This is a genomic window from Pelotalea chapellei (assembly GCF_018531195.1).
Taxonomy (GTDB): Bacteria; Desulfobacterota; Desulfuromonadia; order Geobacterales; family Pseudopelobacteraceae; genus Pelotalea; species Pelotalea chapellei.
In genome coordinates this window covers 86,523-109,828 of record NZ_JAHDYS010000007.1, presented here as the reverse complement: position 1 = coordinate 109,828, position 23,306 = coordinate 86,523, and the positions used below count along the sequence as shown (strand labels likewise).

The following is a 23,306-nucleotide window of genomic DNA, read 5'->3' as shown; positions in this document are numbered from 1 at the left end:
ATGGGGTTGAGTGCAGCAATGGAGATCGGCAAAAACGGTCTCACGATTTATCGCGTCGCCTCCGAGGTAACGAGCGAAAATATCGCCAACGTCAATACCCCCGGGTATTCGCGTCAGCGGGTTGTTTTGGAAACCGCACCGCCAACCACCCACAATGGTTTCCCGATGGGAACCGGTGTGCATATCGCTTCAGTGGAACGTTTTTACGACGGACTGCTTCAGCAGCAGCTGGTGAACGCTCAGACAACTTTGGGGTATGATACGACCAAGTCAAATGTACTGCAGCAGATAGAGCCAAACTTCAATGAAGTATCCAATGACGGGCTGGGTGCTGCTGTATCGAATTTTTTTGGTGCCTGGCAGGATCTAACCCTCAATCCGGCAGGGGCGCCTGAGCGACAGACCGTCCTTAGTCGTGCAAAGATCTTGCAGGATAACTTTCGCTCAATCAGTACTACTCTCAACGATACTATCAATACGCAAAACGCTTCCCTTGTTCCACTGACCGACGACATCAATGCCACCTTGTCAAGCATTGCAATTTTGAACGGCCAGATCAGGACAACAGAACTGGTCAGCGGCAATGCCAATGAAACACGGGACCAGCGGGATCAGATGGTGCGTGACCTAGCTCAGAAAATTGGTATCACCTACACCGAAAACAGTGATGGTACCACTGATGTCTTTTTTGCAGATGGCGGAGCAACGCTGGTTTCAGGAGTGAAAGCTGGCTCTTTTTCTCTTGTGCCAAACGGAGCTGTTTCCGATGTATATGTAACCGCGGCCGGTTCAGCAGCGGCTGTGCTGACTGCACCCACCAAGGGGCAACTTGGTGCGACGCTGGCATTGCGTGATTCCATCATTCCTGGATACCAGGCAAAGGTTGATGTGCTGGCCATGGCCATTGCCAGCCAGGTAAATACCCAGCATAAACTCGGCTTTGATCAGACCGGTGCGGCCGGAATAGATTTTTTCGATCCAGCTGCCACAAATGCCGCCACATTCGGACTTAATCCCGCCATTATCTCCACTAATCAGATCGCTGCTTCCGGCAATGCGTTATTGCTGGGTGACAACAGCAATGCCCTCAAGTTGGCCCAGCTTCAGGGGCAAAGGCTTATGTCCGGCGGAACCTCCTCGTTTAACAGCTATTTTGACAGTCTGGTCAGCACGGTCGGTCTGGAGGTGAAGTCCAGCCAGACCGTTGTTGCCCAGGACGAAGCTTTTACCAAGCAGCTGACAAACCTTCGTGAGTCAAACTCCGGTGTTTCTCTTGATGAAGAACTGACCAACCTGGTGAAATACCAGCGTTCCTACCAGGCTTCGGCCAAACTGATTGCTACAGCGACTGAAATGATGGATACCGTCATGGGTCTCATACGATAGGAGTTTGTCATGCGTGTTACAGCCAATATGTCGGCGGATAGTTCCCTGTACAATATCCAGCAGGGACGTAAGAAACTGGATCGGCTCCAGGAGTTGACTTCATCAGGGAGTTACATCAACAAACCGAGCGATGATCCGATCGGTTCAAACCTGTTACTGGATGTGGGGGACAAGCTCAGGGCAGGGACCCAGTATCTCAGCAACATCAAGAAATCACAAATCTGGCAGGAGTTCGCCAACACGGCTTTGACCGGGATGGCGGACACCATGCGTCTGGCTAAGCAACAGGTGGCTACAATAACCGCAGGCAGCAACGATCCGGTCGAGCGGCAGAACGCGGTCTCTCAGTTACAGACACTTAAGCAGCAGATGATCGACATGGGTAATATCCAGATGGGTGATCAGTATCTTTTTGGAGGCGTTAAAAACACGACCGCACCCTTCAGCGCTACAGCCCCCTATTACTCGGGTGATGAAAGTGCTCTCAAAATCGAGGTAGGACCGGCAACCACCCAGCAGATGAACATCCCTGGCAACCAGTTGCTCACTGCAGATACGGCAACTACCCAACCATACGGAACCACCAATATACTGCAGACTTTCGACGATCTCATCGCCGCTGTTACGGCCAATAATGTAGCAGGCATCAAGGCCGGTGCAACGGCACTTGGAGACGGCGCTAAACAGATCACCAATGCCCAGACCGATGTAGCTTCGCGTATCGTGCGGCTCGACAGCACAGCGAAGCTCAATAACAATACCAGAAACACCCTGGAAACAATCTACGGCAACACCCAAAATGTTGATTATGCCAAACTGGCTGTCCAGCTGAACCAGCAGAAGATCGCTTTTGAGGCGTCACTGTCATCTACAGCCAAGCTTTCCCAGCTTTCGTTGCTGGACTATATGTGATAAAAGGGCTTCAACAAGTTTCTAAGCGGGATCATTTGATCCCGCTTTTTTCGTTTAAAGGATCAACATGCTGTTCATGCACAAGCTATTTGGCCCTTCCCGCCGTAAACCGGTCTCGATTCGTCGCGATGTATTCCGCCTTTCCATGCCGGTGCTGCTGTCATCCCTGTTTCAGCGGCTCGTTTCAATTGTAGATATCTTTCTCACTGGCGGGTTGGGGGCGGGGGCCATCGCAGCAACCGGTCTTGGCCAGCTGCTGATGTTCGTTACCATGACGGTCTTCTGGGGGCTGTCTACCGGGGCAACGGTGGTCATTGCCCATCTCTGGGGCGCAGGGCGCAGGGATGACAGCGGGCGTGCTGCCTATGTCTGCTGTCTTGTCTGTCTGGGAATGACTGCAGTCTGTACGGTGCTGGGATCTGCCTGGGGTGGAGACGTCGCCCGTCTCATGGGAGCTGCCCCGGATGTACAGGCGCTGGCCGCGGAATATACCCGGCTTGTGTTTCTCTGTCTGATCTGGACTACCGGGCTGAACATTCTCTCGGCAATCATGCATGGTGTCGGCGATACTCGTACCCCGATGGAAGCGATCATTGTGGTCAACATTCTCCATGTCCTTATGGCTTGGCCGCTGATCTACGGCAAGTTCGGCCTGCCTGCCCTGGGAGTGAAAGGGGCGGCTATCGCGATCAATACCTCGGAATTCATCGGCTTCGCCTATCTGCTGCTGCAGGCACTGCGCAAGAAATATATCATCTTCGGCCGTCCCGATTTCTCCCAGTTTGACCGGGTCTGGCGTGTCGGCTGGCCGGTGGCGTTGGAGCGCATCGCCCAGCAGAGCGGTCAGCTCTTCTATTCCAGTTTCATCATCGGCTACGGCACCAGCGCCTATGCTGCCCATCAGATCGGACTTTCAATCGAGTCGCTCTCGTTCATGCCGGGGGCCGGCATGGGCATCGCCGCTGCCACTCTGATGGGCCAGGCACTGGGTGCGAAAAAGCTTCGTCGGGCCCATATCAGTCATACGGAGGCGCTGCGGCTTGCGATCATTGTCATGACTGTCATGGCGCTGGTTTTCTTTCTGCTGCCCCATCATCTGATAGGCCTGTTTACTCATGATGCGGATGTCATAGAAAAGGGGAGCATGTTTCTGCGGTTGGTGGCGTTTGCCCAGGTGCCGCTGGCAATATCCTTCGTCTATGCCGGCAGTCTGCGTGGCACAGGCGACACCTTCTATGTCTTCATAGTGACATTGGTTGCCATGTGGGGGATTCGTGTCGCTTTGTCATGGGTGGCGGCCAGCTGGCTGCATCTTTCGCTGTATGCCGTGTGGGGAGTATTTCTGATCGACTGGTACTTCCGCGGTGCGGCTTTTGCCTGGCGCTATAAGCAGAGGGACCTGCACAGCGTGGTGCTGTAGAAGGTCCCTAGTAGGCTGTTGAAAAACAGCCATCTCGCCGCCATCCTCGTCAGCCACTTGTGACTTCGGCCTGCGGCCTCACCCTTCGGGCGCCTTCGCGGTCCACTTTCACATGTGAAAGTGTGCGACGGATCAAGTTCATGTCTCCGCACGGCTTCCTGCGGGTGCGACGATCTGACTATTTTTGAACAACCTAATCTCCTACAGCAAGAACAAGATCTATGGACTTTCCTTGATTTCCTGACCTTGACTCACAAACGAGATACCTTGACCGGATGTGGTTCCGATCATGACACACTCAATGATTGGTACGTTTACCAGCCGGTCGGCCTGCCACCTGACCACGAAGTTTGCCCCGAACCCTCCGGTGGTGTCTTTTTCTCCGATGTGAATATAGGTTGATGCCAGCGGACCGAGAATAAACGGTTTTTCGATATGGCGCCTGACCAATTTTCCGCCGGTATCAAAGTAATCAATGGCTGTCAGGCGCAGTGAAGCGGATGGATCTGTGTTTCTGATGCTCAGCGTAGCCGCCAGTTGATAAGGCAATTTCCTGGGTCCGGTGAAAACATTGGAATATACAGGCACATAGACGGTCTGCCCTTTTGAAAGCCTGTATTCCGGAGAACTGGATGCGGCGGCCGGACCTGGTGTGCCGATTGTCAGGCAAAAGACTATAGCAATTAGAATAGCAGGAAGTTTACCAGGTATTTTCATAACGCTCTCCTTTTTGATCCCTGTTTACAGATACTGCACTTTGCTTCCCTTTCCCCGCTTCGAATAATTTCCCGGCAGCAGCCAATTGTTCCGGAGTTCCCAACAGCAGTACGATATCCCCTTCCTGAAGTTCCCAGACCGGGTCAGGATTCGGCATGAGTTCCTCGCCCCGCTTGATGGTCAGGATGGTGGCACCGGACCTGCTCCTCAAAACCCCTTCCCGCAGTGATGTCCCTTCCAGAGCCGAGCCTGCGTGTACGCGAAATGTTGCTATTTCGGCACCGGAAAGATAGCCGCTGATGCCGACGGCATGGCTGTGTCTGCGGCTGATGGTGCGCAGCATCTCATAGCCGTCGCTGCGCACATCGGCAATGCAGCGTTCGATGTCATCCTGAGGGACGAGATAGTTCCTAAGAACACGCGAAAGGATCTCGATCGATGTTTCAAACTCCTCGGGGATAACCTCATTGACCCCCAGTTTATAAAGCGGCTCCACCTCCAGCACATAGCGGGTTCTGACGATGATGTGGATTGAAGGATTGCCCTGCCGGGCCTGGGCCGCAACCCTGCGGCTGGCGGCAGCATCGGAGATGGCAATCACCATTTCGCGGGCTTTGTCCAGATGGGCGTACTCGAGCACCTCCTGTTTGGAGGCATCTCCGAAAATGATATGAGTTCCTTTTTTACCCTCTTTCTTGACGGTAAAAGGGTTGGTTTCAATGACAACATAGTTGATGTCCAGATTTTTGAGAACTCGAGCCAGATTTTTTCCATTAACCCCGTAGCCGACAATAATTACATGATCGTTCAATGCGGCCGGCTTCACATGATGAGATAGCACACCTCTGCCGCGAGTGAGCCTGTTGGGCAGGAAAGCAATGATCATATCGGCAAAGCGGACAGAGTATTTCAGGCAGAGTGGAGTAAGACTCATGGTGGCAATGGAGGCGGCCAGGAAGATCTGGTACAGTTCGGGCGTCAGCAGCCCGAACTTGACTCCCGATTGGGAGAGCACAAAGGAAAACTCGCCGATCTGGGCCAGGGAAAGTGCTGCGAGGATGGCGATGCGCATCGGCACCCCCAGTGCCATGGCCGCCCCTGTGGTCACAACCGTTTTAATCACTAAAATGGCGCACACCAGTGTAGCAATCTGGAGCGGGTAGGTAAGCAGAATGGAAGGGTCGAGCAGCATGCCTACTGAAATGAAGAACAGGCTCATGAAGGCTTCACGGAAGGGGATAATATCCCCCAGGGCCTGGTGGCTGTATTCCGATTCCGAGATGGCCAGCCCGGCAATGAAAGCGCCCAGTGCAAGTGAAAGGCCGGCCAGGGCTGTCAGCCAGGCGGTGCCGAGACCGATGAAGATGATCGTCAGGATGAAGAGTTCGCGGCTTCTGGTCCTGACTACCTGTTTGAATATCCACGGTACCAGAAACCGGGAGCCGTAGTGAGCCGCTAGAATCACGGCCACGGCCTTGGCGGCGATGGACAGCAGTGAGTTTATGCTGCCGCCATTGCCTGCCAGAAGCGGGGTCAGCAGCATCAGCGGCACAATGCAGAGATCCTGAAAAATGAGGATGCCCATGGCAAGTTTGCCTTGAGGAGCATCAACCTGTCCTGCATCGATGAGCAGCTTCATCAGGATAGCAGTGCTGGAGAGAGCCGCAAGAAACCCGAAAAAAAGTGACTGTTGCATCGGGAATCCAAAGAGGGAGCTTGCTGCGGCAACGGCCAAAATGGTGACCAGCACCTGCAAGCCTCCTCCCCAGAGCAGCAGATGCTTGATGCGCATCAGTTCCTTGAGGGAGAGTTCGATGCCGATGCTGAACAGCAGCAGCATCACCCCTATCTCGGCCATTTGCTCGACCTGATGTGCATCCTTGATGAAAGCGAGCGCTCGGGGACCGGCAAGGATGCCGGTAACCAGAAAACCGATGATGGTGGGAAACATCAGCTTGCGGAAGAGAAGTACCGTAATTAGGGCAAGTCCGAAAAGGATTACCATGTCCTGTAGTGCTGCGTGTTCCATCCGGTCTCCCGTACAGGTTGTTGAAAAACAGCCATCTCGCCGCCGTCCTCGAAAGCCGCCTTGTGACTTCGGCCTGCGGCCTCACCCTTCGGGCGCCTTCGCGGTCCACTTTCACAGGTGAAAGTGTGCGACGGATGTTGGATAACACCTCCGCGGGGCTTTCTCCGGGTGCGACGATCTGACTATTTTTGAATAACCTAAATTATTCAGCAGTTTGTTAGATTTATACTATCAGATTGGTAGAGTGCAGTAGCTTCTGGAAAAACTCCCTCATCCGCCCTCTGGGCACCTTCTCCCCAGGGAGAAGGGTAAAACCTTACTGCAGGTGGATGACATTCGAAATTATGCTCTTTCCAGACCCGCGAAGCGCAGCATAAGCTTTTTAGGACCCACGGAGTTGAACCAGACAATCACCTTCTGGGAATCACCGCTTCCCTCTGTCTTGCGGATCGTGCCCAGACCAAATTTGGCGTGGCGCACTTTCATGCCGATAACGACTCCCTCCTGCTCGTCGGGCGGTTCAGGGATTATCTCGATCTCTTCGGAACCCGAATAGGCAGCCGCAGCGGCCAGATTGTGCACCGGGGGCGGGGACTGGGTGCCGGGGGCCTGGGACCGGTATCCGGAAGGCTGGGGTCGAGAAACCTGAAAGAGGGATGCATTGTCTCCTTCATCGAGAAGTTCTGCCGGAATATCCCGCAGAAAACGTGAAGGCTGGTTGGACTGTTCCTGGCCGAAAAGGTAGCGACGACGGGCATTGAGCAGGTAAAGCCGCTCCCGTGCCCGGGTCATGCCGACGTAGCAGAGACGGCGCTCTTCCTCCATGCCGTCCAGATCGTCCAGGGCACGGATATGGGGAAAGAGGCGTTCTTCCATCCCGATCATGAATACCGCCTTGAACTCCAGGCCCTTGGCAGCATGTAGAGTCATCAGGGTGACGGAGGGCTTGCCATGTTCGTCCTGCTCCAGATCTGAAACCAGCGAGACCTGTTCCAGGAATTCCGATAGTCCGGCTTCCGGATTCTTCTCGCTGAACTCCTCCACAGCCGCCACCAGCTGTTCCAGGTTTTCAACGCGTTCGGCATCTTCCTCGTCCCGGCTCTCTTTCAGCCGTGTCAGATATCCGCTTTCCTCCATCACAACCCTGGTGATGTTGACCAGATCCTTTGAGGCGAGCAGGTCCCGGAAACTTTCCATCATAATCGCAAAGGCAGCTACCTTGCCGCGGGGGCCGGAGCCGAGCAGGCTGCCTGTGGGGGCTTCCTGCAGCGCCTGATACAGAGTTGTTCCGTTGCTGGCGGCCTGGAATGAGATCCGGTCGATCGTGGCGGCACCGATGCCCCTGGCCGGAACGTTGATGATCCGCTTCAGAGATATTTCATCGGCCGGGTTGTCCAGCACCCGCAGGTAGGCGAGGATATCCTTGATCTCCATTCGGGCATAGAAGCGGACCCCACCAACAATATGATAAGGGATCGCTTCGGAAACCAGCGCCTCCTCAATCTGCCGTGACTGGGCATTGGTACGATAGAAAACGGCCATCTCCTCCAGCGGAATCCCCGTGCCCCGCAGGTTATAGATCTCGCGGCTGACAAAACGGGCCTCTTCCCGGTCCGAGTCCACCCGGCGGTACTGGATCGGCTCCCCTTCCGGGTTTTCAGTCCAAAGGGTCTTGCCTTTGCGGCCGAAGTTCTGCTTTACCACTTCGCCCGCCGCTTTTAGAATCCTCGACGTGGACCGGTAGTTCTGCTCCAGCCGAATGACCTTGACGCCGGGAAAATCTTTCTCGAACTCAAGGATGTTGCGGATGTCGGCTCCGCGCCAGGAATAGATAGACTGGTCATCGTCACCAACCACGCAAAGATTTTTGCGCTCTCCAGCCAAGAGGCGTATCAGATGATACTGCACCGGATTGGTATCCTGATACTCATCCACCATGATCCACTGGAAGCGTTCCTGATAGCGGTGACGCACCTCGGGAAATTTTGTCAGCAACCGCACGGTCTGGATCATCAGATCCCCGAAATCAAGAGCATTGCACTTCCTCAGCCGCTCCTGATAGCAGGCATAGACTTCAACCACCTTTGAATTGAATATATCACCCGTTGAGACCGAGTCGATGTCTTCGGGAAACAGTCCCCGGTTCTTGTAATCATCAATTTTGGCACCGATAACTTTGGCCGGGAATTTTTTATCATCCAGGTCCAGCTGGATAAGGACATCCTTGAGCAGCCGCTCCGCATCCCTGTCATCATAGACCGCAAAATTGGATTCATAGCCGAGGTGGTGAATTTCCTTGCGCAATATGTAGCCGCAGGCGGAATGGAAGGTGGAGATGCGGGGTAGGTCGCCCCCTCCCAGCAGCTTGCCAACCCGCTCGGCCATTTCTTTTGCCGCCTTGTTGGTGAAAGTCACCGCCAGAATGTTCCAGGCGCGGACCCCGTGGTTATGGATCAGATTGACGATGCGGTGAGTGATGACGCGCGTCTTGCCTGAGCCGGCACCGGCAAGGATCAGCAGAGGCCCTTCGCCATGCAGCACGGCTTCCTTTTGGGGCGGGTTGAGGTTTTTGAGCAGGTCCATAATTATCCGTTACATGTCAGCATTTTAAGTGGTGCTGTTTGGAATTATCGAAAAGGAGAAGTTATATTTCACTTTTCCAAAATAAAATACACTATGAGATTCCATATTTTACTTTTTTGCTAAAAAAGAAAATATGGAATCTCATGTTTCTGAAACACCTAAAAAAGGTGCATATACTTTTCGAACATAAAAAGGCGATTACGTTTAAATCCCGTAACTTCTTTCAGAACGCCCAAGCTGACCATGTCGTTTATCAAGGCATTGGCTGCCCGGGGAGTAAGATCAAGCATGGTGGAAACAGAAGAGGCATTGACAAGTGGATTCTGATAGAGACGCAATAAAAGGTTGCGCGCATTTTCAGCTCTCCTACCAAGTGAAACAATTTGTCCATCTACCTCATTTTTCAAGGCCAGAATACTCCTGAATGTTTCCTGCCCTCTTTCAGCAGTATTAATAACGGCTACAAGAAAGAACTTGATCCAATGCAGTAAATTATTTGAGGATCTGACCGTGGTGAGGGCGTCATAGTAAGCCCCTTTGTTTTTTTCGAAATAATCGGAAAGGTAGAGGGATGGTTTGTGCAGCATACCATGGCTGACCAGATATAAGGTGATTAACAGGCGTCCGATCCTGCCATTGCCATCAAGAAAAGGATGTATGGTTTCAAACTGGTAATGGCTAATGGCGATGCGAATCAAATGGGGCACATCAATTTCGTCATTGTGCCAGAATTTTTCCAAATCAGCCATAAGCTCATCAATCTCAGCCTGATGGGGAGGGATAAAAACTGCGTCCTGCAGACTTGAACCACCAATCCAGTTTTGGCTTGTGCGGTAGTACCCAGGGGTCTTGCGGTCGCCTCGCACCCCTTGAAGTAAGATAGCGTGAGTGTCCTTCAATAACCGATTTGATAACGGTAGTTTTTCCAAAGACACAAGTGCCTGATTCATGGCCTTTACATAATTATGCACTTCATGCCAGTCATCCCGCTTTTCCGGGCTAAGCTGCTCCACATCCATCAGGGCCTCATCCATCTCCGTCAGAGTGCCTTCAATGCGGCTTGATTTATTGGCCTCCTTCACAATATGCATGCGGATGAAAATGTCCACATTGGGAACAATAAGCGAATAGGCATTTAGCGCACTCAGAGCCTGCGTGGCCTTTTCCAGCAAGGTGTTCACTTTTGGCTCTTCCCAGGTCCAGACCTGGTTGACAAGTGATGGCGAAAAACTTTTATATTGATATTGCTGTTTGAAGACCCCGGAGTTGAACTCCTCCATTCTCATAAGAAACCCCTATTCTCGATATCGTCTCGCTCCCATACCAGTCCCAGTCTCGGTTTCCGGTGGCTCTTCAATGATTTTGATCAGTTCTTCCTTGCTGTAGCGGTCGTATTTTGAGGGTCACGATAATATCCCAAAAAGAATTAAAAATTAAAAAAGTTGCAACTTTCATTTGTAGTCGTTCAACCAGCCACCGTCAAGCACAAGATAAGCTTTTGGCGCCTCTGTTATCGCTGCTCTGACATGCTGGCACGGGCGATGCACAAAGGGTGTCATCACTTTTGGTATCGGGGGGAATGATGGCACGTACAGCACTGATAAGTGATACTGATCCGGGAGTTGTTTTAAGCCTCAGTAACGAACTCTACAGGGTGGGGTTTACGGAAATAGAGGTCTGCCATGACGGGATAAATGCTGTTGACAAGGCTTTTGGCTGCTATCCGGACCTGGTGATCCTGGGGCTCGATATACCCGGAAAAAACGGATTGGCCGCGGCGGTGGAGATCCGGTCGCGTCTCAAAATCCCCGTGCTGCTGCTTGCCGAGCGATGCGATGCGGAGATTGTGAAACGTGCAGCCGATAACGGCATTGCCGCTTTTTTAACCAAACCTCTGCGGACTCAGGATCTTGCTCCCGCAATTGCACTCGCCGTAGCCCACACTGAAGAGGTCGAAGTTTTGCGCGAGCGGATTGAAGATCTGAAGGAAACGATCGAGGATCAGAAGGTAATTGAAAAGGCAAAAGGCAAGGTAATGGAATTGAATGGGCTGACTGAGGCGGCCGCCTATCGTCTGTTGCAGAAAACAGCAATGGACCGGCGCAAAAGTCTGAGGAAAGTTGCAGATGAGGTGCTGGGGAAGGGCTTATACTGAAGTTTTTGAAACACGGAGCAACGGAGCAACGGATTGAAATTTAAAGAGAAATCCTGGAGGTTCTTTTTTCCCTTTTTGCTTCTAAGGAATCTCCTGATTTCTCCGTTGCTCCGTGTTATGCGTATTAGCGATTTCAGTTTATATCACCATGAAAGTTCACGGACGAGCCTTCAGCAACAGCGGCGTCACCTGCTCCAACTCGGCAAGTACCTTTTGATCGAGCTTTTTAATCCACCGTGCCGGAATGCCCTCCATCCCGTAATAGGCACCGGCCAGCATGCCGCAGATTGCACCGGTCGTATCCGCATCGCCCCCCTGATTCACCGTGCCCACCAGGCATTCCTCGAAACTCCTGCCCTTGAAGAACCAGTGAAAGACTGTTTGAAGCGTATCGACCACATAGCCGCTGGCAAGCCCGTGATATGGAGTGAAGCTGAAGGCAGGGAATTCCTCCGTCAGGTTGTCCACCCTGCGCCGCAGGCGATTCTTCGATGCACCGGATAAAGCCAGATGCAGCAGTTCCCCAAGGTTGATGCAGGCGGCGTCGGAGAGGGGACTGTTGTGCGTCAGGTGAGCCTGCTCCACAACATATTTGCTGAGCAGCTCTTTGTCGGGAAACGCATAAAGTGCAGCCGGCAAAAGGCGCATGGCTGCCCCGTTACCTGCATCCCATTTGCTGGGTGGGACTTCCAGGTGGCCATGCAGCATGTATGCACGGATGCCTTTGCGGCAGGTATCGCCACAATCCACCGGACGAGACTGGAGCCAGGCGGCAAAGTTTTGCGCGATACCCTCCAAAGACCATCCTCCGGCGGTGGTGATTGCACGAGCAATACATAATGCCATCTGGGTGTCATCGGTTACCTGCCCTGGCTTGAGGCGCAGCCATCCTCCCCCGACAATCTCCTTGAATGTGCCAAATTTATGCTGGATTTCGGTCGCGGTCAGAAACTCCACCGTTGCACCTAATGCATCGCCAATAGCCATGCCGATAAAAGAAGCTCGGGCACGCGAAAGTATTTCATCATTATGTTTCTGAGTGGACAAAGCGGAACCTCCAGTAAAGAGACTGCCGTGGTCCTGCAATTAACTAACCTAAAAAGGTTATGGACCACTGAGGCACAGAGAACACAGAAGAGTCACAGAGTTTTTTTAAGGGTTCATCTTTTACCAAAAGGGTGAGCAGCAAATTTTTGAGAATACGCACTCCCCTTTTGCTTTAGTTTTCTCCGTGATCTCAGTGTCTCTGTGGTGAATCGCTTTTACTTTTTAAATCGCTTAGCTACTGACTAAAAAATAGGCAAAAACAGACAAGCAGGATGATTTTGCCATCTGATGAGCAACCGTTTGGAGCACAGATGCAGCAGCAGCAGTACTTTATGGACTTGGCGCGTCTTATGCTATGAGTACCGGCAACGAGGCAACGACGCCCGCAGGGATTTTCCCAGCGGGCGTTTTTCATTCAGAGAGGAGAGCACAATGGCAACTGCATGCGAAATGAAGAAAAAAATTCAGGGGCACCCCTGTTTTGGCGGCAACCATCAGAAGAACGGCCGTATGCACCTTGCCGTAGCGCCGAAGTGCAACATCAAGTGTGGCTACTGCTCACGCAAGCATGACTGCGCCAACGAGTCCCGTCCCGGAGTGACCAGTCGCATCATGACGCCGATGGAGGCAATTTCAAAAGTCAGGGAAGTTATGGCCAGCCCCATAGCCGGACCGATAATCAAAGTCGTCGGCATTGCCGGACCGGGAGATCCGTTGGCCAATGAAGAGACCTTTACCACGTTTGAAATGGTCAAGCAGGAGTTTCCGCAGTTGATGCTCTGTCTGAGCACCAATGGCCTCTTACTGCCGGAATCCATCGACCGCCTCTACGAACTGGGCCTGCACAGCCTGACCGTCACCATCAATGCCATGGATCCCCAGGTGGGGGCGCAGATTTACAGCCACATCATCTACCATGGCAAGCATTACACAGGCGTGGAGGGGGCGAAGATCCTGATCGCCAACCAGTTTGAAGGTGTTAAGCGGGCCGGTGAGCTGGGTATGACGATAAAGATCAATACTGTCCTTACTCCCGGCATCAATGATGGCCAGATTCCCTTGATTGCGGCACGGGTCAAAGAACTGGGCGCCTTTGTGATGAACATTATGCCGATCATCCCCCAGGCTGAGCTGGCACACATCACCCCCCCCAGCGAAGAATATCTGGCAGAGATCAGAAAAGCCAATGAGGGGACCATTGGCCAGTTTGCGCACTGCAAACAGTGCCGGGCTGATGCAATCGGCCTGATCGGCCAGGATCTCAACCTGACAATCGCAGAAGCGGCATGTCCAACGCGATGATCATCCGGCAATTCCATGCAGATGATATCGGGCCATTTCTTAAAATGGCTGCAGCGGAAAACTGGATGGCGGATGCCTGGGAGTTCGAATTCCTCTTGTCCCGATTTCCTCGAGGATGCTTTGCAGCTGTGGCTGATAACGGGGATGCTGCTGGATTCGTGACCTCGTTGCACCATGAGGCGAGCGGATGGATCGGCAATCTGATTGTGGCGCCGGGGTATCGGGGACAGGGGGTTGGCGAAAGACTCTTTGTCACTGCTCTTGAAGCATTGCAGGCAGTCGGCGGAGAGACCTTCTGGCTGACCGCCTCCAGGTCAGGCCAGGCCCTTTACGAAAAACATGGCTTTACCCGTGTGGACACCATTATTCGTTGGAATGGGGTGGGGAGACAGCGACATGCGGCGCATGATCAATGTGGCGACGGTAATGCCCCAGGCCTGCTCGTGAACAGCATCGATTGCCAGACCTGGGGTGACCGGCGGGACGTTTTGCTGACGGCGACTGCAGCGCGGGGGAAGCTTCTGCTTGAGGAACTGGGTTTTGCCGTGGTGCAGCCATGTGGTGATGCGTTCCAGATCGGCCCGTTTTCGGCGCTGGATGACCGCACAGCGGAGTCTCTGCTGAATGCCGCACTGCATTCCGTACCGATGGGTAGCGAGGTTTACCTGGATGCACCGGCTGCCAACCGCACTGCCTTGCGGCTCTTCAAGCGGAAGGGTATGCGTATCTCAGGCAGTAATGAGTTGATGTCTTCCGGTATGAGGCCGGCTTACAGGCCGGAATACCTGCATGGCCTGGCCACGATGGGCAGCTGCGGCTAAATAGCAGACAGTGCATGCTGTCCATGAAAAAAAATAATAGCGTGACGAATAAATCAGGAGGGGCAATGCACAAAGCACATGACATTATCATCGACGATACGACCCTGCGGGATGGGGAACAGACTGCCGGCGTTGTGTTTTCGAAACGCGAAAAAACAGCCATTGCCCGCATGTTGGACAGCATCGGTATTCAGGAAATCGAATGTGGGATCCCTGCCATGGGCAAAGAGGAACAGGATGGAATAAAAGCACTGGCAGACCTGGGCTTAAATGCACGGCTGATTACCTGGAACCGCGCTTTGGTGCCTGAAATAGAGGCAAGTATTGCCTGTGGTGTGCAGGCGGTGGACATATCTCTGTCGGTTTCGGATCAGATGATCATCCATAAATTGCGTAAAAACCGGGAGATGGTCAAGGAACAGCTGAAAGTGGCGCTCGGTTTCGCCAAGCAGCACAACCTGTATGTCTCGGTGGGAGGGGAGGATGCCAGTCGCGCAGATCCGGCTTTTTTGGTGGAATTGATGGAAATCACCCGTTCCATGGGGGGCGACCGCTTCCGTTTCTGCGACACACTGGGGATCATGGACCCCTTTGGGATGTACGAGAAGATAGCTTTTTTAAGGAAAGCAGTTCCGGAAGTCGATATTGAAGTGCACACTCACAATGATCTGGGAATGGCGACGGCCAATGCCATTGCAGGTGTCCGGGCCGGTGCCAGGTTTGTAAATACCACTATCAACGGCCTGGGTGAACGTGCCGGCAACGCGGCCCTGGAAGAGGTTGTGATGGGGCTCAAGCATGCCTGCAGCATCGAGACCGGTATTGATACCCACCGTTTTCGGGAGATGTCGCTCTTTGTGGCCAAAGCCTCCCATCGCCCCCTTTCAGTTTCCAAGCCGGTGGTCGGCGAACGGGTTTTTGCCCACGAATCCGGTCTGCATGCCGATGGAGTGATCAAAGATCCCCACAACTATGAAGGTTTTGATCCGGCTGAAGTGGGGCTGACCCGCAGCATCGTGATCGGCAAACACTCGGGCAGCAGCGGCCTGATCGAACGCTACCGCAGCATGGGTATCAGTATCGATCGCATCGAGGCGGAAGCACTGCTGGAGATGGCGCGGGCAATGTCGTGCAGACGCAAGCGGGATCTGTCCAACTGTGAACTGATGGGCATTTATCTCGAAAATGAAAAGCTGCCCAGGGCGGCATAAGGAGCCAGACCATGTGTGAAGCCGGAACATCTTTTGTAGCGATTGGCGATGCGGCAAAATTGCTGGAAACGACTGAAATGCGGGTGTTGATGATGCTCAAAAAAAACGAGCTGCAAGGAAAACTGGTGGACGAAGCCTGGTATGTTGACCGTTCTTCCCTGCAGCTGTGTGACAGACCGAAAGCCAGCGATATCGTCAAGCCAGGCTGCGGCGGAGGTTGCGGCAGCGGGTGCGGCGGGCATTGATTTACCCCCACTGGTGATCACAGCTTAAACTGCTGCACCAGACGTTGTAACTCCTCGGCGTTGCTGCTCAGGTGTGCCGCTGCCGTAGCCGAATCCTGCGCGCCGTGGGAGGTCTGCTGCACCACCATGGTAATCTTCTGCATGTTGCTGGAGATTTCGCTGGTGGTTGCGGTCTGCTCCTCGGCTGCCGTGGCGATCTGGTTGACCTGCGTGGCGACAGCGTTAACGTGCTCCAGGATGTCGCGCAACGCATCCCCGGAACGGGCTGCTTCCATGGTGCCGGCCTCCACCTGATACACTCCCTGCTCCATGGCGGCCACAGCGCCTTTTGTCTCGCTCTGAATAGTTTTGATCATTTCACTGATCTCTCTGGTAGCGCGGGAGGTGCGCTCTGCAAGGGCACGGACTTCATCGGCAACTACCGCAAAACCTCTGCCCTGTTCGCCGGCGCGGGCCGCTTCGATGGCCGCATTCAGGGCCAGCAGATTGGTCTGGTCGGCGATATCCTCGATGGTGCCGATAATGGCGCCGATCTGGTCGCTACGCGCTCCCAGGCTCTCCACTGTCCTGGCCGACTCCTGAACCTTGTCGGCAATCCGGCTCATGACCGACACGGTCTTATCAACAACTTCCGCACCATTAAGCGCCGACTGGGAGGCGCGTTGCGCTCCTTCCGCGGCCATCTGGCAATTTTGGGCGATATCCCCTGAAGTAGCTGCCATCTCTTCACCTGCGGTAGCTACGGTTGCAGCCTGTACTACCACCTCTTCCGAGTCGCCGGCTATATGCTCGGCAGTGTTGCGAAGCTGATGTGCGGAGGCCGTGACCTGATCCGAAGTAGTGGATATGCTGCCGATGACGCTGCGCAGTCTTTCTGTAAGCTGGTTAAGCATTCTGCTGACTTTGGCGATCTCATCGCTGCCGCTTGCGTCGAACTGCCTGCTGAGATCACATTCTGCCAGGCAGCTTATTTCGTCAATAATCACTTTCAATTGCCTGATTATCGAGCGCCGAAGGAGAAACATCAGGATGATGGCCAAAATGCCAATGCCGGTTGCGATTCCCCCGCTGCTTACAACCTGCCCGGTCAACTCTGAAAGTTTGCCGTTGACCTGCTGCATCGTTGCACGCCCATCTTGCTTGCTCTTGGAAGTGATTGCCGCGGCCGCAGATATGACACGGTCACAGGCCTTGTCGTACTCATCCATTGCCTTGTTGCCTTCTTCAAAACTGTTGCCATAGGCTTCAAACATCTTTATCCCGGTCTGCCACATGGCAGGAAGCGTCTGCTGAATCGAGTTCAGCCTGGCGGAATGGCTCTTGTCATCCTTGTTGAGTTCCAGCAGTTTGCCGATGATCTGCTGTGACTTTTCATAGGCCGGTTTTGCCTCCTTCTCGATAACCTCCTTATCCTTGGTCAGGCTGGCATCGGTGATAAACTGCCAGACATTGGCCACCTGCAACTGAAGGTCCAGCGTAAGTGAAATCTCCTCCTGTAGTGCTTCGTAACCGGCAAGCTGAGCAGTCACACTTGTCAGACCCTTGGACGTCTTCAGTGGAATCATGATGCAAATCAGTACGATTACACCTGTCATCCCCAAGGCTATCATCATTTTTTTTGCGATGCTCATACGACACCTCCAGGAATAGAATCTGCTGCAAGTAGTGAATTATTCCATTCCATCAATATAATTAGAATCGTTGTACATTATTACCTGGAGAGGTTGGTTACCGCCTTGAAATCGCTGCGCCAACACGGATTACTCCTCTTGTGGATGCATTTTGATAAAATATTTTCCAGTAGTTCCGAGAGCTCTTGCCTGTTGCGACCGACAGCAGCCCATCGCATGGTCCTTTTCAATTTTACTGGCTAGATCTCCCCTAAAACCTGACGCTCGTCATCCGAGAACATCCGGTCCACATCCATGATGACCAGCAGCCGTTCGGCGTGGTTGATGACGCCGGTGATGAATTCCTGACCGACCCCGCTGGAAAGTACCAGCGAAGGAGGTGGCTGGATTTCGCTGCTGTGGATTCGGATTACCTCCGAGACCCCGTCGACGATGAAGCCGGTCAGGCCGCCGGCCACATCCATGATGATGATGCGGGTATTAACGTTGTTTTCGTTCTCCGGCAGCCCGAAGCATTTGCGCATCGAGACGATCGGAATCACCTTGCCGCGCAGATTGATGATGCCTTCAACATGTTGAGGTGTGTTGGGCATTTTGGTGATGGTCGGCATGCGGATGATCTCGCGTACCTTGAGAACCTCAACGCCGTATTCTTCATCGGCCAGCAGGAAGCTGACCAGTTGGATCAGTTCGTCGTGCCGGGCGTTATCGTCAGTTTTTACAAGTGCAAGTGAAGCCATGATTTTTCTCCTCTGCTAAAGTTTGAATTGCTGCACCAGCCGCTGCAGCTCCTCCGCGTTGCCGTTCAGCTGCGCTGCCGCCGTGGCGGATTCATGGGCGCCGTGGGAAGTCAACTGCACCACTTCGGTGATCTGCATCATATTGCTGGAAATTTCGCTGGTGGTGGCAGTCTGCTCTTCGGCAGCGGTGGCAATCTGGTGCACCTGCATTGCCACTGCATGGACCTGATCGAGGATCTCCCGTAGCGCTTCACCCGATTTGGCCGCTTCGCTGGTGCCGGCTTCCACTTGATGCACGCCCTGCTCCATGGCGGCCACGGCGCCCCTGGTTTCCTTCTGGATGGCCTTGATCATCTCGGCAATTTCCCTGGTGGCGCGGGTGGTGCGTTCGGCAAGGGCCCGCACTTCGTCGGCCACCACCGCAAAACCGCGCCCCTGCTCGCCGGCCCGGGCCGCCTCGATGGCAGCGTTCAGGGCCAGCAGATTGGTCTGGTCGGCTATATCCTCGATCGTGCCGATAATTGCCCCGATCTGGTCGCTGCGCGCACCCAAAGTCTCAACCGTCCTGGCCGACTCCTGTACCTTCTCGGCGATCTGTCCCATGACAGCCACGGTTCTCTCTACTACCTCAGCGCCGTTGCTGGCGGATTGAGAAGCCCGCTGGGCGCCTTCGGCGGCATATTGGCAGTTTTTGGCGATATCGTTGGAGGTGGCCGACATCTCTTCGCCGGCAGTGGCAACTGTGCCGGTCTGTGCCGCGACCTCCTGGGCACCGGTTGCAATCCGTTCGGCAGTGCTATGGAGTTGATGTGCTGCTGCAGCCACCTGGGACGAGGTGCTGGATACATGGCTGATGATTGAACGCAGGTTTTCGGTCATGGTCTTCATGGCGGTCAGCAGGTGGGCGGTCTCATCCGTGCCGGTAACCTCGATCTCGGCGGTCAGATCGCCCTGCGCCAACCGATTGGCAGCAGTTACGCCCGCAGCCAGCGGGCCGGTGATCGAGCGGACGATCAGTACCCCGAAACCAGTTGCCATCAGTACTCCCAGGATGATCGATGCAATTGAGATGTTCTTGCTCCGATGATAGGTTGTGGAGCTGATGTCATATTCTTCTTTGGCTACCTTGAGTTGCAGGTCCACCAGATCGCTGAACTTGCTTGATACCGGATCAATTGCCGGATACAGCTCTGAGATGGTAAATTGAGTCAGGTCGTTAGCGTCCTCTTTTTTCAGAATTCCGGATAGTTTCGTCACGGCAGCATCGGCCGTTTTCATCAGTGGGGTTATCTCTTGGACCAGTTTCTTCTCTTCGGCCACCAGGGTGGTCGCCAGATAAGCCTTCCACTTTTCGTCAATGATCTTGATTGCCTGATCTACATTTTTACGTCCTTCGTCCCATTTCAGGTTGCCATTACGGACCTTGTGGGAGGTATCCACAATATTGACCGCATACATGTCGGCAATCACCTTGAGGTCCTTCAGCGGGACAACCCGGTCCTTGTAGACCGTATCAAGGCCAGACTCGGACAGTTTGGCGCTGTGCAGCCCCAGGAAACCTATCGAGATCAAAAGAATCGATAGAAAACCGATCAGAATGTAAAGTCTTGTACCCACCTTCATGCTGTTAATCATTGCTCTCCCCTTGCAAGTAATTTTCTAGAATCGTTCCGGTCACTACATATTGTTCCGCTACATCATGACGTAGTTGTTCCAGCAGGGTGCTCATGGAGAACGGTTTCACCATGATCCGGTTGATGTCTCCTTCGCGGATGGCCTTTACTATGCCATCCATGTCGCCGAAACTGCTGGTCATCAGGATGCGTACTGTCTGCGGAAATGCCTCGCTCACCCGGAGCAGGAAATTCAGACCGTTCATGCCGGGCAGACTAAAGCTAACCAGGGCAGCCTGGAACGGTTCGGTTGTTGACATCAGTTCCAGAGCTTCCTCGGCAGAACGGGCCGTGACGATGTGATACTCTCTGGACAAAAACATCTCCAGCATCTGCAACATCTGGCTATCTCCATCAACGAGGATAATTCTGTGGAGGGAGGAATGTTCAGGAAAATTTTTCATCGTGTTATCACTCCTTTTCCGGTTGGTGCCACTGCTGCTTACCTTACCCGTGGTAGCGATCCTGTTGCTTCGACGTACCGCTACTTTCTCCTGATCGAGTCATCGATCGATTCTGCCACCGCACCGAATTCGTTGAAATCAAGGCACTGCAAAAAGGTCATCTCCTCCGGTGAGAGAACTATCCCTTCTGTACTGCAGGCGCTCCTCAGCGATAGTGTGGCTTTTGCCCGGAAATCGGCATCGGTAATGAGTCTCCCCAGGCAACGTTCGACTTCCTTTTGTGACATTTTCGTACCCCCTTACAGTTGTCCCGGAAAAGGACACTGTCATGATCTATGCTGTTCTTGGGGATAATAGTTACAGGAAGGGTGCCAATCTGAAAAAATTGGTAATACCAGCGGGTTATGATGTGGAAGGGGAATGGTGGTGTCCGTATTAGGGACACCGTGTGGCGGGAAGGGACATCCAGGAGCCTGTCGGACTTAGGGATAAATCTTCCTAAGTCCGACAGGCTCCTAGCGGTAGAACATCTTGCGGTTGACTTTAAGGAGCGTTGCTGCTTGTGATTTGTTGCCGCCGCAACGTTGGAGGGCCATTTCCAGAACTTTAGCGGTTATGTTGTCCAGGGAAATTTCATCAGGAGAGATGCTGATTGGGAAGTCAATGGTGTCTTTTTCAGGTGTACCGTTTGATGTATGGACGGCCGGCAGGCGCAGGTGTTCCGGTCGGATCAGTTCATCGGAAACCATGATGGCGGCGTATTCGAGCACATTGCGCAGTTCGCGCACATTGCCCGGCCAACTGTAGGACGCGAGCAGATCCATGGCTTTTTTTGAGATACCAGGAAGGGTCTTGCCCTGATGCTTGCGAAAGAGGTCCAGAAAGAAATCCACCAGTAGCGGGATGTCTTCGCTGCGTTCTCTTAGCGAGGGAATGGCAAGGGGAACAACATTGATGCGGTGGAACAGGTCTTCGCGGAATGTGCCTTGTCTGGTCAGCTCGGACAGGTCGCGGTGGGTCGCTACGATCACCCGGAAATCGGCCGGCAAGGGTGTGTTGGCACCCACTTTCTCGTATGTCCTTTCCTCCAGCACCCGCAGCAGCTTGGCCTGGAGTGACAACGGCATATCTCCGATCTCATCCAGGAGGACAGTCCCACCTTTTGCCATGCTGAACTTTCCTTCCCGATCCCGCTCTGCTCCGGTAAATGCCCCGCGCACATGGCCAAACAGTTCGCTTTCAAGGAGCGACTCGGGAATCGCCGCACAATTGACTGCCACAAAATTTCCTGGCAGGCCGCCAGCGGTGAAATGAATTGCACGCGCCAGCACTTCTTTGCCGACGCCGCTTTCACCGGTCAGGCTGATGGTGGTTTTGGGTGAGGCGGCTACGCGGGCCGCCAGCTCCAAAACCTGCCGCATGGTTGGTGCCTGGGTAATGATGTTGTGGAAGCTGAATCGCTCGCGAAAATGCTCCCGCAGGTGTGCGTTTTCTCCGGAGAGACGCCCGAATTCCAGCGCACGCCGCAGTGCCACACCAAACGTTTGCGGATAAATTGGTTTTTCCAGGTAATCAAGTGCGCCTTCTTTAATTGCAGCCACGGCGCTCTCGATACTTCCCTCGGCTGTCAGGACGATAAAGGGGAGTGTAGGGTGCCGTTCCTTAGCCGAGTGCAGAAGTTGGATGCCATTCATTCCCGGCATGGCGAGGTCTGTAATTACCAGGTCCACAGTCTGTTTTTCCAGAATGGAAAGGGCTTCTTGGCCATTGGAGGCGCAGATGACAACATAGCCTTGGCTCAGCAGATGATTTTCAAGAAATAAAAGAGAAAATTCCTCGTCATCAACGATTAAAATACGGGCATGTGCGGTAGAAATATTGATCTCTTTCGACATGGAGAAAACACCTTTTTTAATAATGGAGCGAAAATAGTTGGATATTTATTCCTGAGCTATCAAGCCCCGCGCAATGGGTTGTTATGCAGAAGTGACTATTTTTAGTACAGTTTTTATCTCATTAAAGCAGTGATGGCAATAGTTTAAACCTTGATTGGGCTTTTGAACGCTTAGATCGGTCTGTATTGGTACGTCCAATGCAAATATATCTTTTCAAGCTGGGACGTAAAGCCGTCATACCGATTGATATAGGAGGAAACATGGCTGTTGCAGTTAAAGCTTCAGACTTGAAATACAGATATCCCCGGGACATTGCCCGGCGCGAAGAACCCAAATTCAGCGGTCTGCCGGATCCGGCCCCTTTCAACCGCCACGACATGTACGAGGTTCTGGCGATGATGACGGTGGTGATGAACGAGTTGGGAAGCGATGACGGGCGCGATCTGCACATGCTGGAAGATATTCTCAATGTGGCGCCCGGCTTCATTGCCACCCGCGAAGAGGTGTACGATTATCTGATTGGAACGGCGCGGGAATGCAGGAGATAACAGGCGACATCTGGGATTATCGGGCGAGAGCCATTATTGCAATCACCACCAATGGTTCAGTCACACAGGAGGGCAGAGCCATCTTCGGTAACGGTGTTGCGGGACAAGCCTCCGACCGCTTTCCCTGGCTGGCGGCAAGACTGGGTGAACTGCTTGGAACGCATGGCAATCATGTCTATGATCTTGGCAGTGGAATCGTCAGCTTTCCGGTGGAGGAAACACCCTGGTCCCAGCCTGATCCGCGCCTGATTGCCCGCTCTGCTGGGGAATTGCGTATGCTGGCGGATCTCATGGGCTGGACAGAGGTTGTCGTGCCGCGGCCTGGTTGCGGCGGTGGAGGCTTGCAGTGGCGGGAAGTGCGTCCTTTACTGACCTGCTGTTTTGACGACCGGTTTACCGTCATCAGTTTCCCTCAATCGCACCATAACTAAAGCTCTTTCCTGCACCACGCATGACTGTTCAGGGATCAATTCTTGAGAAATCTGTAATTAAATCATAAAATGATATCGTAGTGTAAAAGGCTGTTTGTACAGTATTTTTGTCTGCTCATCATTGGCATGTATAATTTAAACTGAGTAGACCAGGAG

21 protein-coding genes are annotated in these 23,306 nt (G+C 53.3%); 10 read left to right on the top strand and 11 right to left on the bottom strand.

The features are described 5' to 3' along the window. The 3 genes from flgK to KJB30_RS09010 all read left to right on the top strand — a co-directional run bounded on the left by flgK (nt 1) and on the right by KJB30_RS09010 (nt 3,718). Complete coding sequence (flgK, locus tag KJB30_RS09020) at nt 1-1,386, top strand: flagellar hook-associated protein FlgK (protein ID WP_214298248.1); 1,386 nt, start codon at nt 1-3, stop codon at nt 1,384-1,386. A 9-nt stretch (nt 1,387-1,395) separates the two neighbouring features. Continuing rightward, a complete protein-coding gene (locus tag KJB30_RS09015; RefSeq protein WP_214298246.1) occupies nt 1,396-2,298 on the top strand; it encodes a flagellin N-terminal helical domain-containing protein in 903 nt (300 codons plus the stop codon). A gap of 76 nt (nt 2,299-2,374) precedes the next feature. Continuing rightward, nucleotides 2,375-3,718 (top strand): MATE family efflux transporter, encoded by a 1,344-nt coding sequence (locus tag KJB30_RS09010; protein WP_214298470.1) that lies wholly within the window; start codon nt 2,375-2,377, stop codon nt 3,716-3,718. Nucleotides 3,719-3,937: 219 nt separating this feature from the next. Here KJB30_RS09010 and KJB30_RS09005 read toward each other — a convergent pair whose 3' ends face one another. From KJB30_RS09005 to KJB30_RS08990, 4 genes are all read right to left on the bottom strand, one after another. Further along, complete coding sequence (locus tag KJB30_RS09005) at nt 3,938-4,435, bottom strand: DUF3124 domain-containing protein (protein ID WP_214298243.1); 498 nt, start codon at nt 4,433-4,435, stop codon at nt 3,938-3,940. Continuing rightward, complete coding sequence (locus KJB30_RS09000) at nt 4,419-6,464, bottom strand: monovalent cation:proton antiporter family protein (RefSeq protein ID WP_214298241.1); 2,046 nt, start codon at nt 6,462-6,464, stop codon at nt 4,419-4,421. The genes KJB30_RS09005 and KJB30_RS09000 overlap by 17 nt, the downstream gene beginning before the upstream one ends. Nucleotides 6,465-6,806: 342 nt before the next feature. Continuing rightward, nucleotides 6,807-9,047, bottom strand: a complete 2,241-nt coding sequence (locus KJB30_RS08995) for an ATP-dependent helicase (RefSeq protein WP_214298239.1) — start codon at nt 9,045-9,047, stop codon at nt 6,807-6,809. Between the two features lie 158 nt (nt 9,048-9,205). Beyond that, nucleotides 9,206-10,327 carry a Fic family protein gene (locus KJB30_RS08990; RefSeq protein ID WP_246545608.1) on the bottom strand — a complete coding sequence of 374 codons (1,122 nt, stop codon included), beginning with the start codon at nt 10,325-10,327 and terminating at the stop codon, nt 9,206-9,208. Nucleotides 10,328-10,629: 302 nt separating this feature from the next. Here KJB30_RS08990 and KJB30_RS08985 point away from each other — a divergent pair, with 302 nt between their 5' ends. Continuing rightward, nucleotides 10,630-11,202: an ANTAR domain-containing response regulator gene (locus tag KJB30_RS08985; RefSeq protein ID WP_214298235.1), complete on the top strand. Its 573-nt coding sequence runs from the start codon at nt 10,630-10,632 to the stop codon at nt 11,200-11,202. Between the two features lie 156 nt (nt 11,203-11,358). Here KJB30_RS08985 and draG read toward each other — a convergent pair whose 3' ends face one another. Beyond that, nucleotides 11,359-12,249: an ADP-ribosyl-[dinitrogen reductase] hydrolase gene (draG, locus tag KJB30_RS08980; protein ID WP_214298233.1), complete on the bottom strand. Its 891-nt coding sequence runs from the start codon at nt 12,247-12,249 to the stop codon at nt 11,359-11,361. Between the two features lie 432 nt (nt 12,250-12,681). Here draG and KJB30_RS08975 point away from each other — a divergent pair, with 432 nt between their 5' ends. The 4 genes from KJB30_RS08975 to KJB30_RS08960 all read left to right on the top strand — a co-directional run bounded on the left by KJB30_RS08975 (nt 12,682) and on the right by KJB30_RS08960 (nt 15,828). Then, nucleotides 12,682-13,551 carry a radical SAM protein gene (locus KJB30_RS08975; RefSeq protein ID WP_214298231.1) on the top strand — a complete coding sequence of 290 codons (870 nt, stop codon included), beginning with the start codon at nt 12,682-12,684 and terminating at the stop codon, nt 13,549-13,551. Beyond that, entirely contained in the window at nt 13,536-14,372 is an 837-nt protein-coding gene (locus tag KJB30_RS08970) for a GNAT family N-acetyltransferase (RefSeq protein WP_214298229.1), read from the top strand. Before KJB30_RS08975 ends, KJB30_RS08970 begins: the two co-directional genes overlap by 16 nt. Nucleotides 14,373-14,437: 65 nt before the next feature. Next, nucleotides 14,438-15,583 carry a homocitrate synthase gene (gene nifV, locus KJB30_RS08965; protein WP_214298227.1) on the top strand — a complete coding sequence of 382 codons (1,146 nt, stop codon included), beginning with the start codon at nt 14,438-14,440 and terminating at the stop codon, nt 15,581-15,583. 11 nt (nt 15,584-15,594) lie between these two features. After that, the gene (locus KJB30_RS08960; protein WP_214298225.1) at nt 15,595-15,828 is read left to right on the top strand and encodes a hypothetical protein; all 234 of its coding nucleotides are present in this window, start codon (nt 15,595-15,597) and stop codon (nt 15,826-15,828) included. Nucleotides 15,829-15,845: 17 nt separating this feature from the next. Here KJB30_RS08960 and KJB30_RS08955 read toward each other — a convergent pair whose 3' ends face one another. The 6 genes from KJB30_RS08955 to KJB30_RS08930 form a co-directional block, all read right to left on the bottom strand. Next, entirely contained in the window at nt 15,846-17,459 is a 1,614-nt protein-coding gene (locus tag KJB30_RS08955; protein WP_246545599.1) for a methyl-accepting chemotaxis protein, read from the bottom strand. Between the two features lie 239 nt (nt 17,460-17,698). Then, nucleotides 17,699-18,199 carry a chemotaxis protein CheW gene (locus KJB30_RS08950; RefSeq protein WP_214298223.1) on the bottom strand — a complete coding sequence of 167 codons (501 nt, stop codon included), beginning with the start codon at nt 18,197-18,199 and terminating at the stop codon, nt 17,699-17,701. Between the two features lie 15 nt (nt 18,200-18,214). Then, a complete protein-coding gene (locus KJB30_RS08945; protein ID WP_214298221.1) occupies nt 18,215-19,834 on the bottom strand; it encodes a methyl-accepting chemotaxis protein in 1,620 nt (539 codons plus the stop codon). Then, nucleotides 19,827-20,276 carry a response regulator gene (locus KJB30_RS08940; protein WP_214298219.1) on the bottom strand — a complete coding sequence of 150 codons (450 nt, stop codon included), beginning with the start codon at nt 20,274-20,276 and terminating at the stop codon, nt 19,827-19,829. Before KJB30_RS08940 ends, KJB30_RS08945 begins: the two co-directional genes overlap by 8 nt. Before the next feature lie 80 nt (nt 20,277-20,356). Continuing rightward, on the bottom strand, nt 20,357-20,563 hold the full coding sequence (locus tag KJB30_RS08935; protein WP_214298216.1) for a Franean1_4349 family RiPP: 207 nt from the start codon (nt 20,561-20,563) through the stop codon (nt 20,357-20,359). Nucleotides 20,564-20,791: 228 nt separating this feature from the next. Continuing rightward, complete coding sequence (locus KJB30_RS08930; RefSeq protein WP_214298214.1) at nt 20,792-22,171, bottom strand: sigma-54-dependent transcriptional regulator; 1,380 nt, start codon at nt 22,169-22,171, stop codon at nt 20,792-20,794. A 260-nt stretch (nt 22,172-22,431) separates the two neighbouring features. Between KJB30_RS08930 and KJB30_RS08925 the strand changes: the two genes are divergently transcribed. Next, nucleotides 22,432-22,719 carry a hypothetical protein gene (locus KJB30_RS08925; RefSeq protein ID WP_214298212.1) on the top strand — a complete coding sequence of 96 codons (288 nt, stop codon included), beginning with the start codon at nt 22,432-22,434 and terminating at the stop codon, nt 22,717-22,719. Next, complete coding sequence (locus KJB30_RS08920) at nt 22,707-23,150, top strand: macro domain-containing protein (protein ID WP_214298210.1); 444 nt, start codon at nt 22,707-22,709, stop codon at nt 23,148-23,150. Before KJB30_RS08925 ends, KJB30_RS08920 begins: the two co-directional genes overlap by 13 nt. The last annotated feature ends 156 nt before the right edge of the window (nt 23,151-23,306 follow it).

Bases quoted from the DNA above. Each gene is read 5' to 3' on its own strand.
- flgK (WP_214298248.1), top strand. From the start codon at position 1: ATGGGGTTGAGTGCAGCAATGGAGATCGGCAAAAACGGTCTCACGATT.
- KJB30_RS09015 (WP_214298246.1), top strand. From the start codon at position 1,396: ATGCGTGTTACAGCCAATATGTCGGCGGATAGTTCCCTGTACAATATC.
- KJB30_RS09010 (WP_214298470.1), top strand. From the start codon at position 2,375: ATGCACAAGCTATTTGGCCCTTCCCGCCGTAAACCGGTCTCGATTCGT.
- KJB30_RS09005 (WP_214298243.1), bottom strand. From the start codon at position 4,435: ATGAAAATACCTGGTAAACTTCCTGCTATTCTAATTGCTATAGTCTTT.
- KJB30_RS09000 (WP_214298241.1), bottom strand. From the start codon at position 6,464: ATGGAACACGCAGCACTACAGGACATGGTAATCCTTTTCGGACTTGCC.
- KJB30_RS08995 (WP_214298239.1), bottom strand. From the start codon at position 9,047: ATGGACCTGCTCAAAAACCTCAACCCGCCCCAAAAGGAAGCCGTGCTG.
- KJB30_RS08990 (WP_246545608.1), bottom strand. From the start codon at position 10,327: ATGGAGGAGTTCAACTCCGGGGTCTTCAAACAGCAATATCAATATAAA.
- KJB30_RS08985 (WP_214298235.1), top strand. From the start codon at position 10,630: ATGGCACGTACAGCACTGATAAGTGATACTGATCCGGGAGTTGTTTTA.
- KJB30_RS08975 (WP_214298231.1), top strand. From the start codon at position 12,682: ATGGCAACTGCATGCGAAATGAAGAAAAAAATTCAGGGGCACCCCTGT.
- KJB30_RS08970 (WP_214298229.1), top strand. From the start codon at position 13,536: ATGTCCAACGCGATGATCATCCGGCAATTCCATGCAGATGATATCGGG.
- nifV (WP_214298227.1), top strand. From the start codon at position 14,438: ATGCACAAAGCACATGACATTATCATCGACGATACGACCCTGCGGGAT.
- KJB30_RS08960 (WP_214298225.1), top strand. From the start codon at position 15,595: ATGTGTGAAGCCGGAACATCTTTTGTAGCGATTGGCGATGCGGCAAAA.
- KJB30_RS08955 (WP_246545599.1), bottom strand. From the start codon at position 17,459: ATGAGCATCGCAAAAAAAATGATGATAGCCTTGGGGATGACAGGTGTA.
- KJB30_RS08950 (WP_214298223.1), bottom strand. From the start codon at position 18,199: ATGGCTTCACTTGCACTTGTAAAAACTGACGATAACGCCCGGCACGAC.
- KJB30_RS08945 (WP_214298221.1), bottom strand. From the start codon at position 19,834: ATGATTAACAGCATGAAGGTGGGTACAAGACTTTACATTCTGATCGGT.
- KJB30_RS08940 (WP_214298219.1), bottom strand. From the start codon at position 20,276: ATGAAAAATTTTCCTGAACATTCCTCCCTCCACAGAATTATCCTCGTT.
- KJB30_RS08935 (WP_214298216.1), bottom strand. From the start codon at position 20,563: ATGTCACAAAAGGAAGTCGAACGTTGCCTGGGGAGACTCATTACCGAT.
- KJB30_RS08930 (WP_214298214.1), bottom strand. From the start codon at position 22,171: ATGTCGAAAGAGATCAATATTTCTACCGCACATGCCCGTATTTTAATC.
- KJB30_RS08925 (WP_214298212.1), top strand. From the start codon at position 22,432: ATGGCTGTTGCAGTTAAAGCTTCAGACTTGAAATACAGATATCCCCGG.
- KJB30_RS08920 (WP_214298210.1), top strand. From the start codon at position 22,707: ATGCAGGAGATAACAGGCGACATCTGGGATTATCGGGCGAGAGCCATT.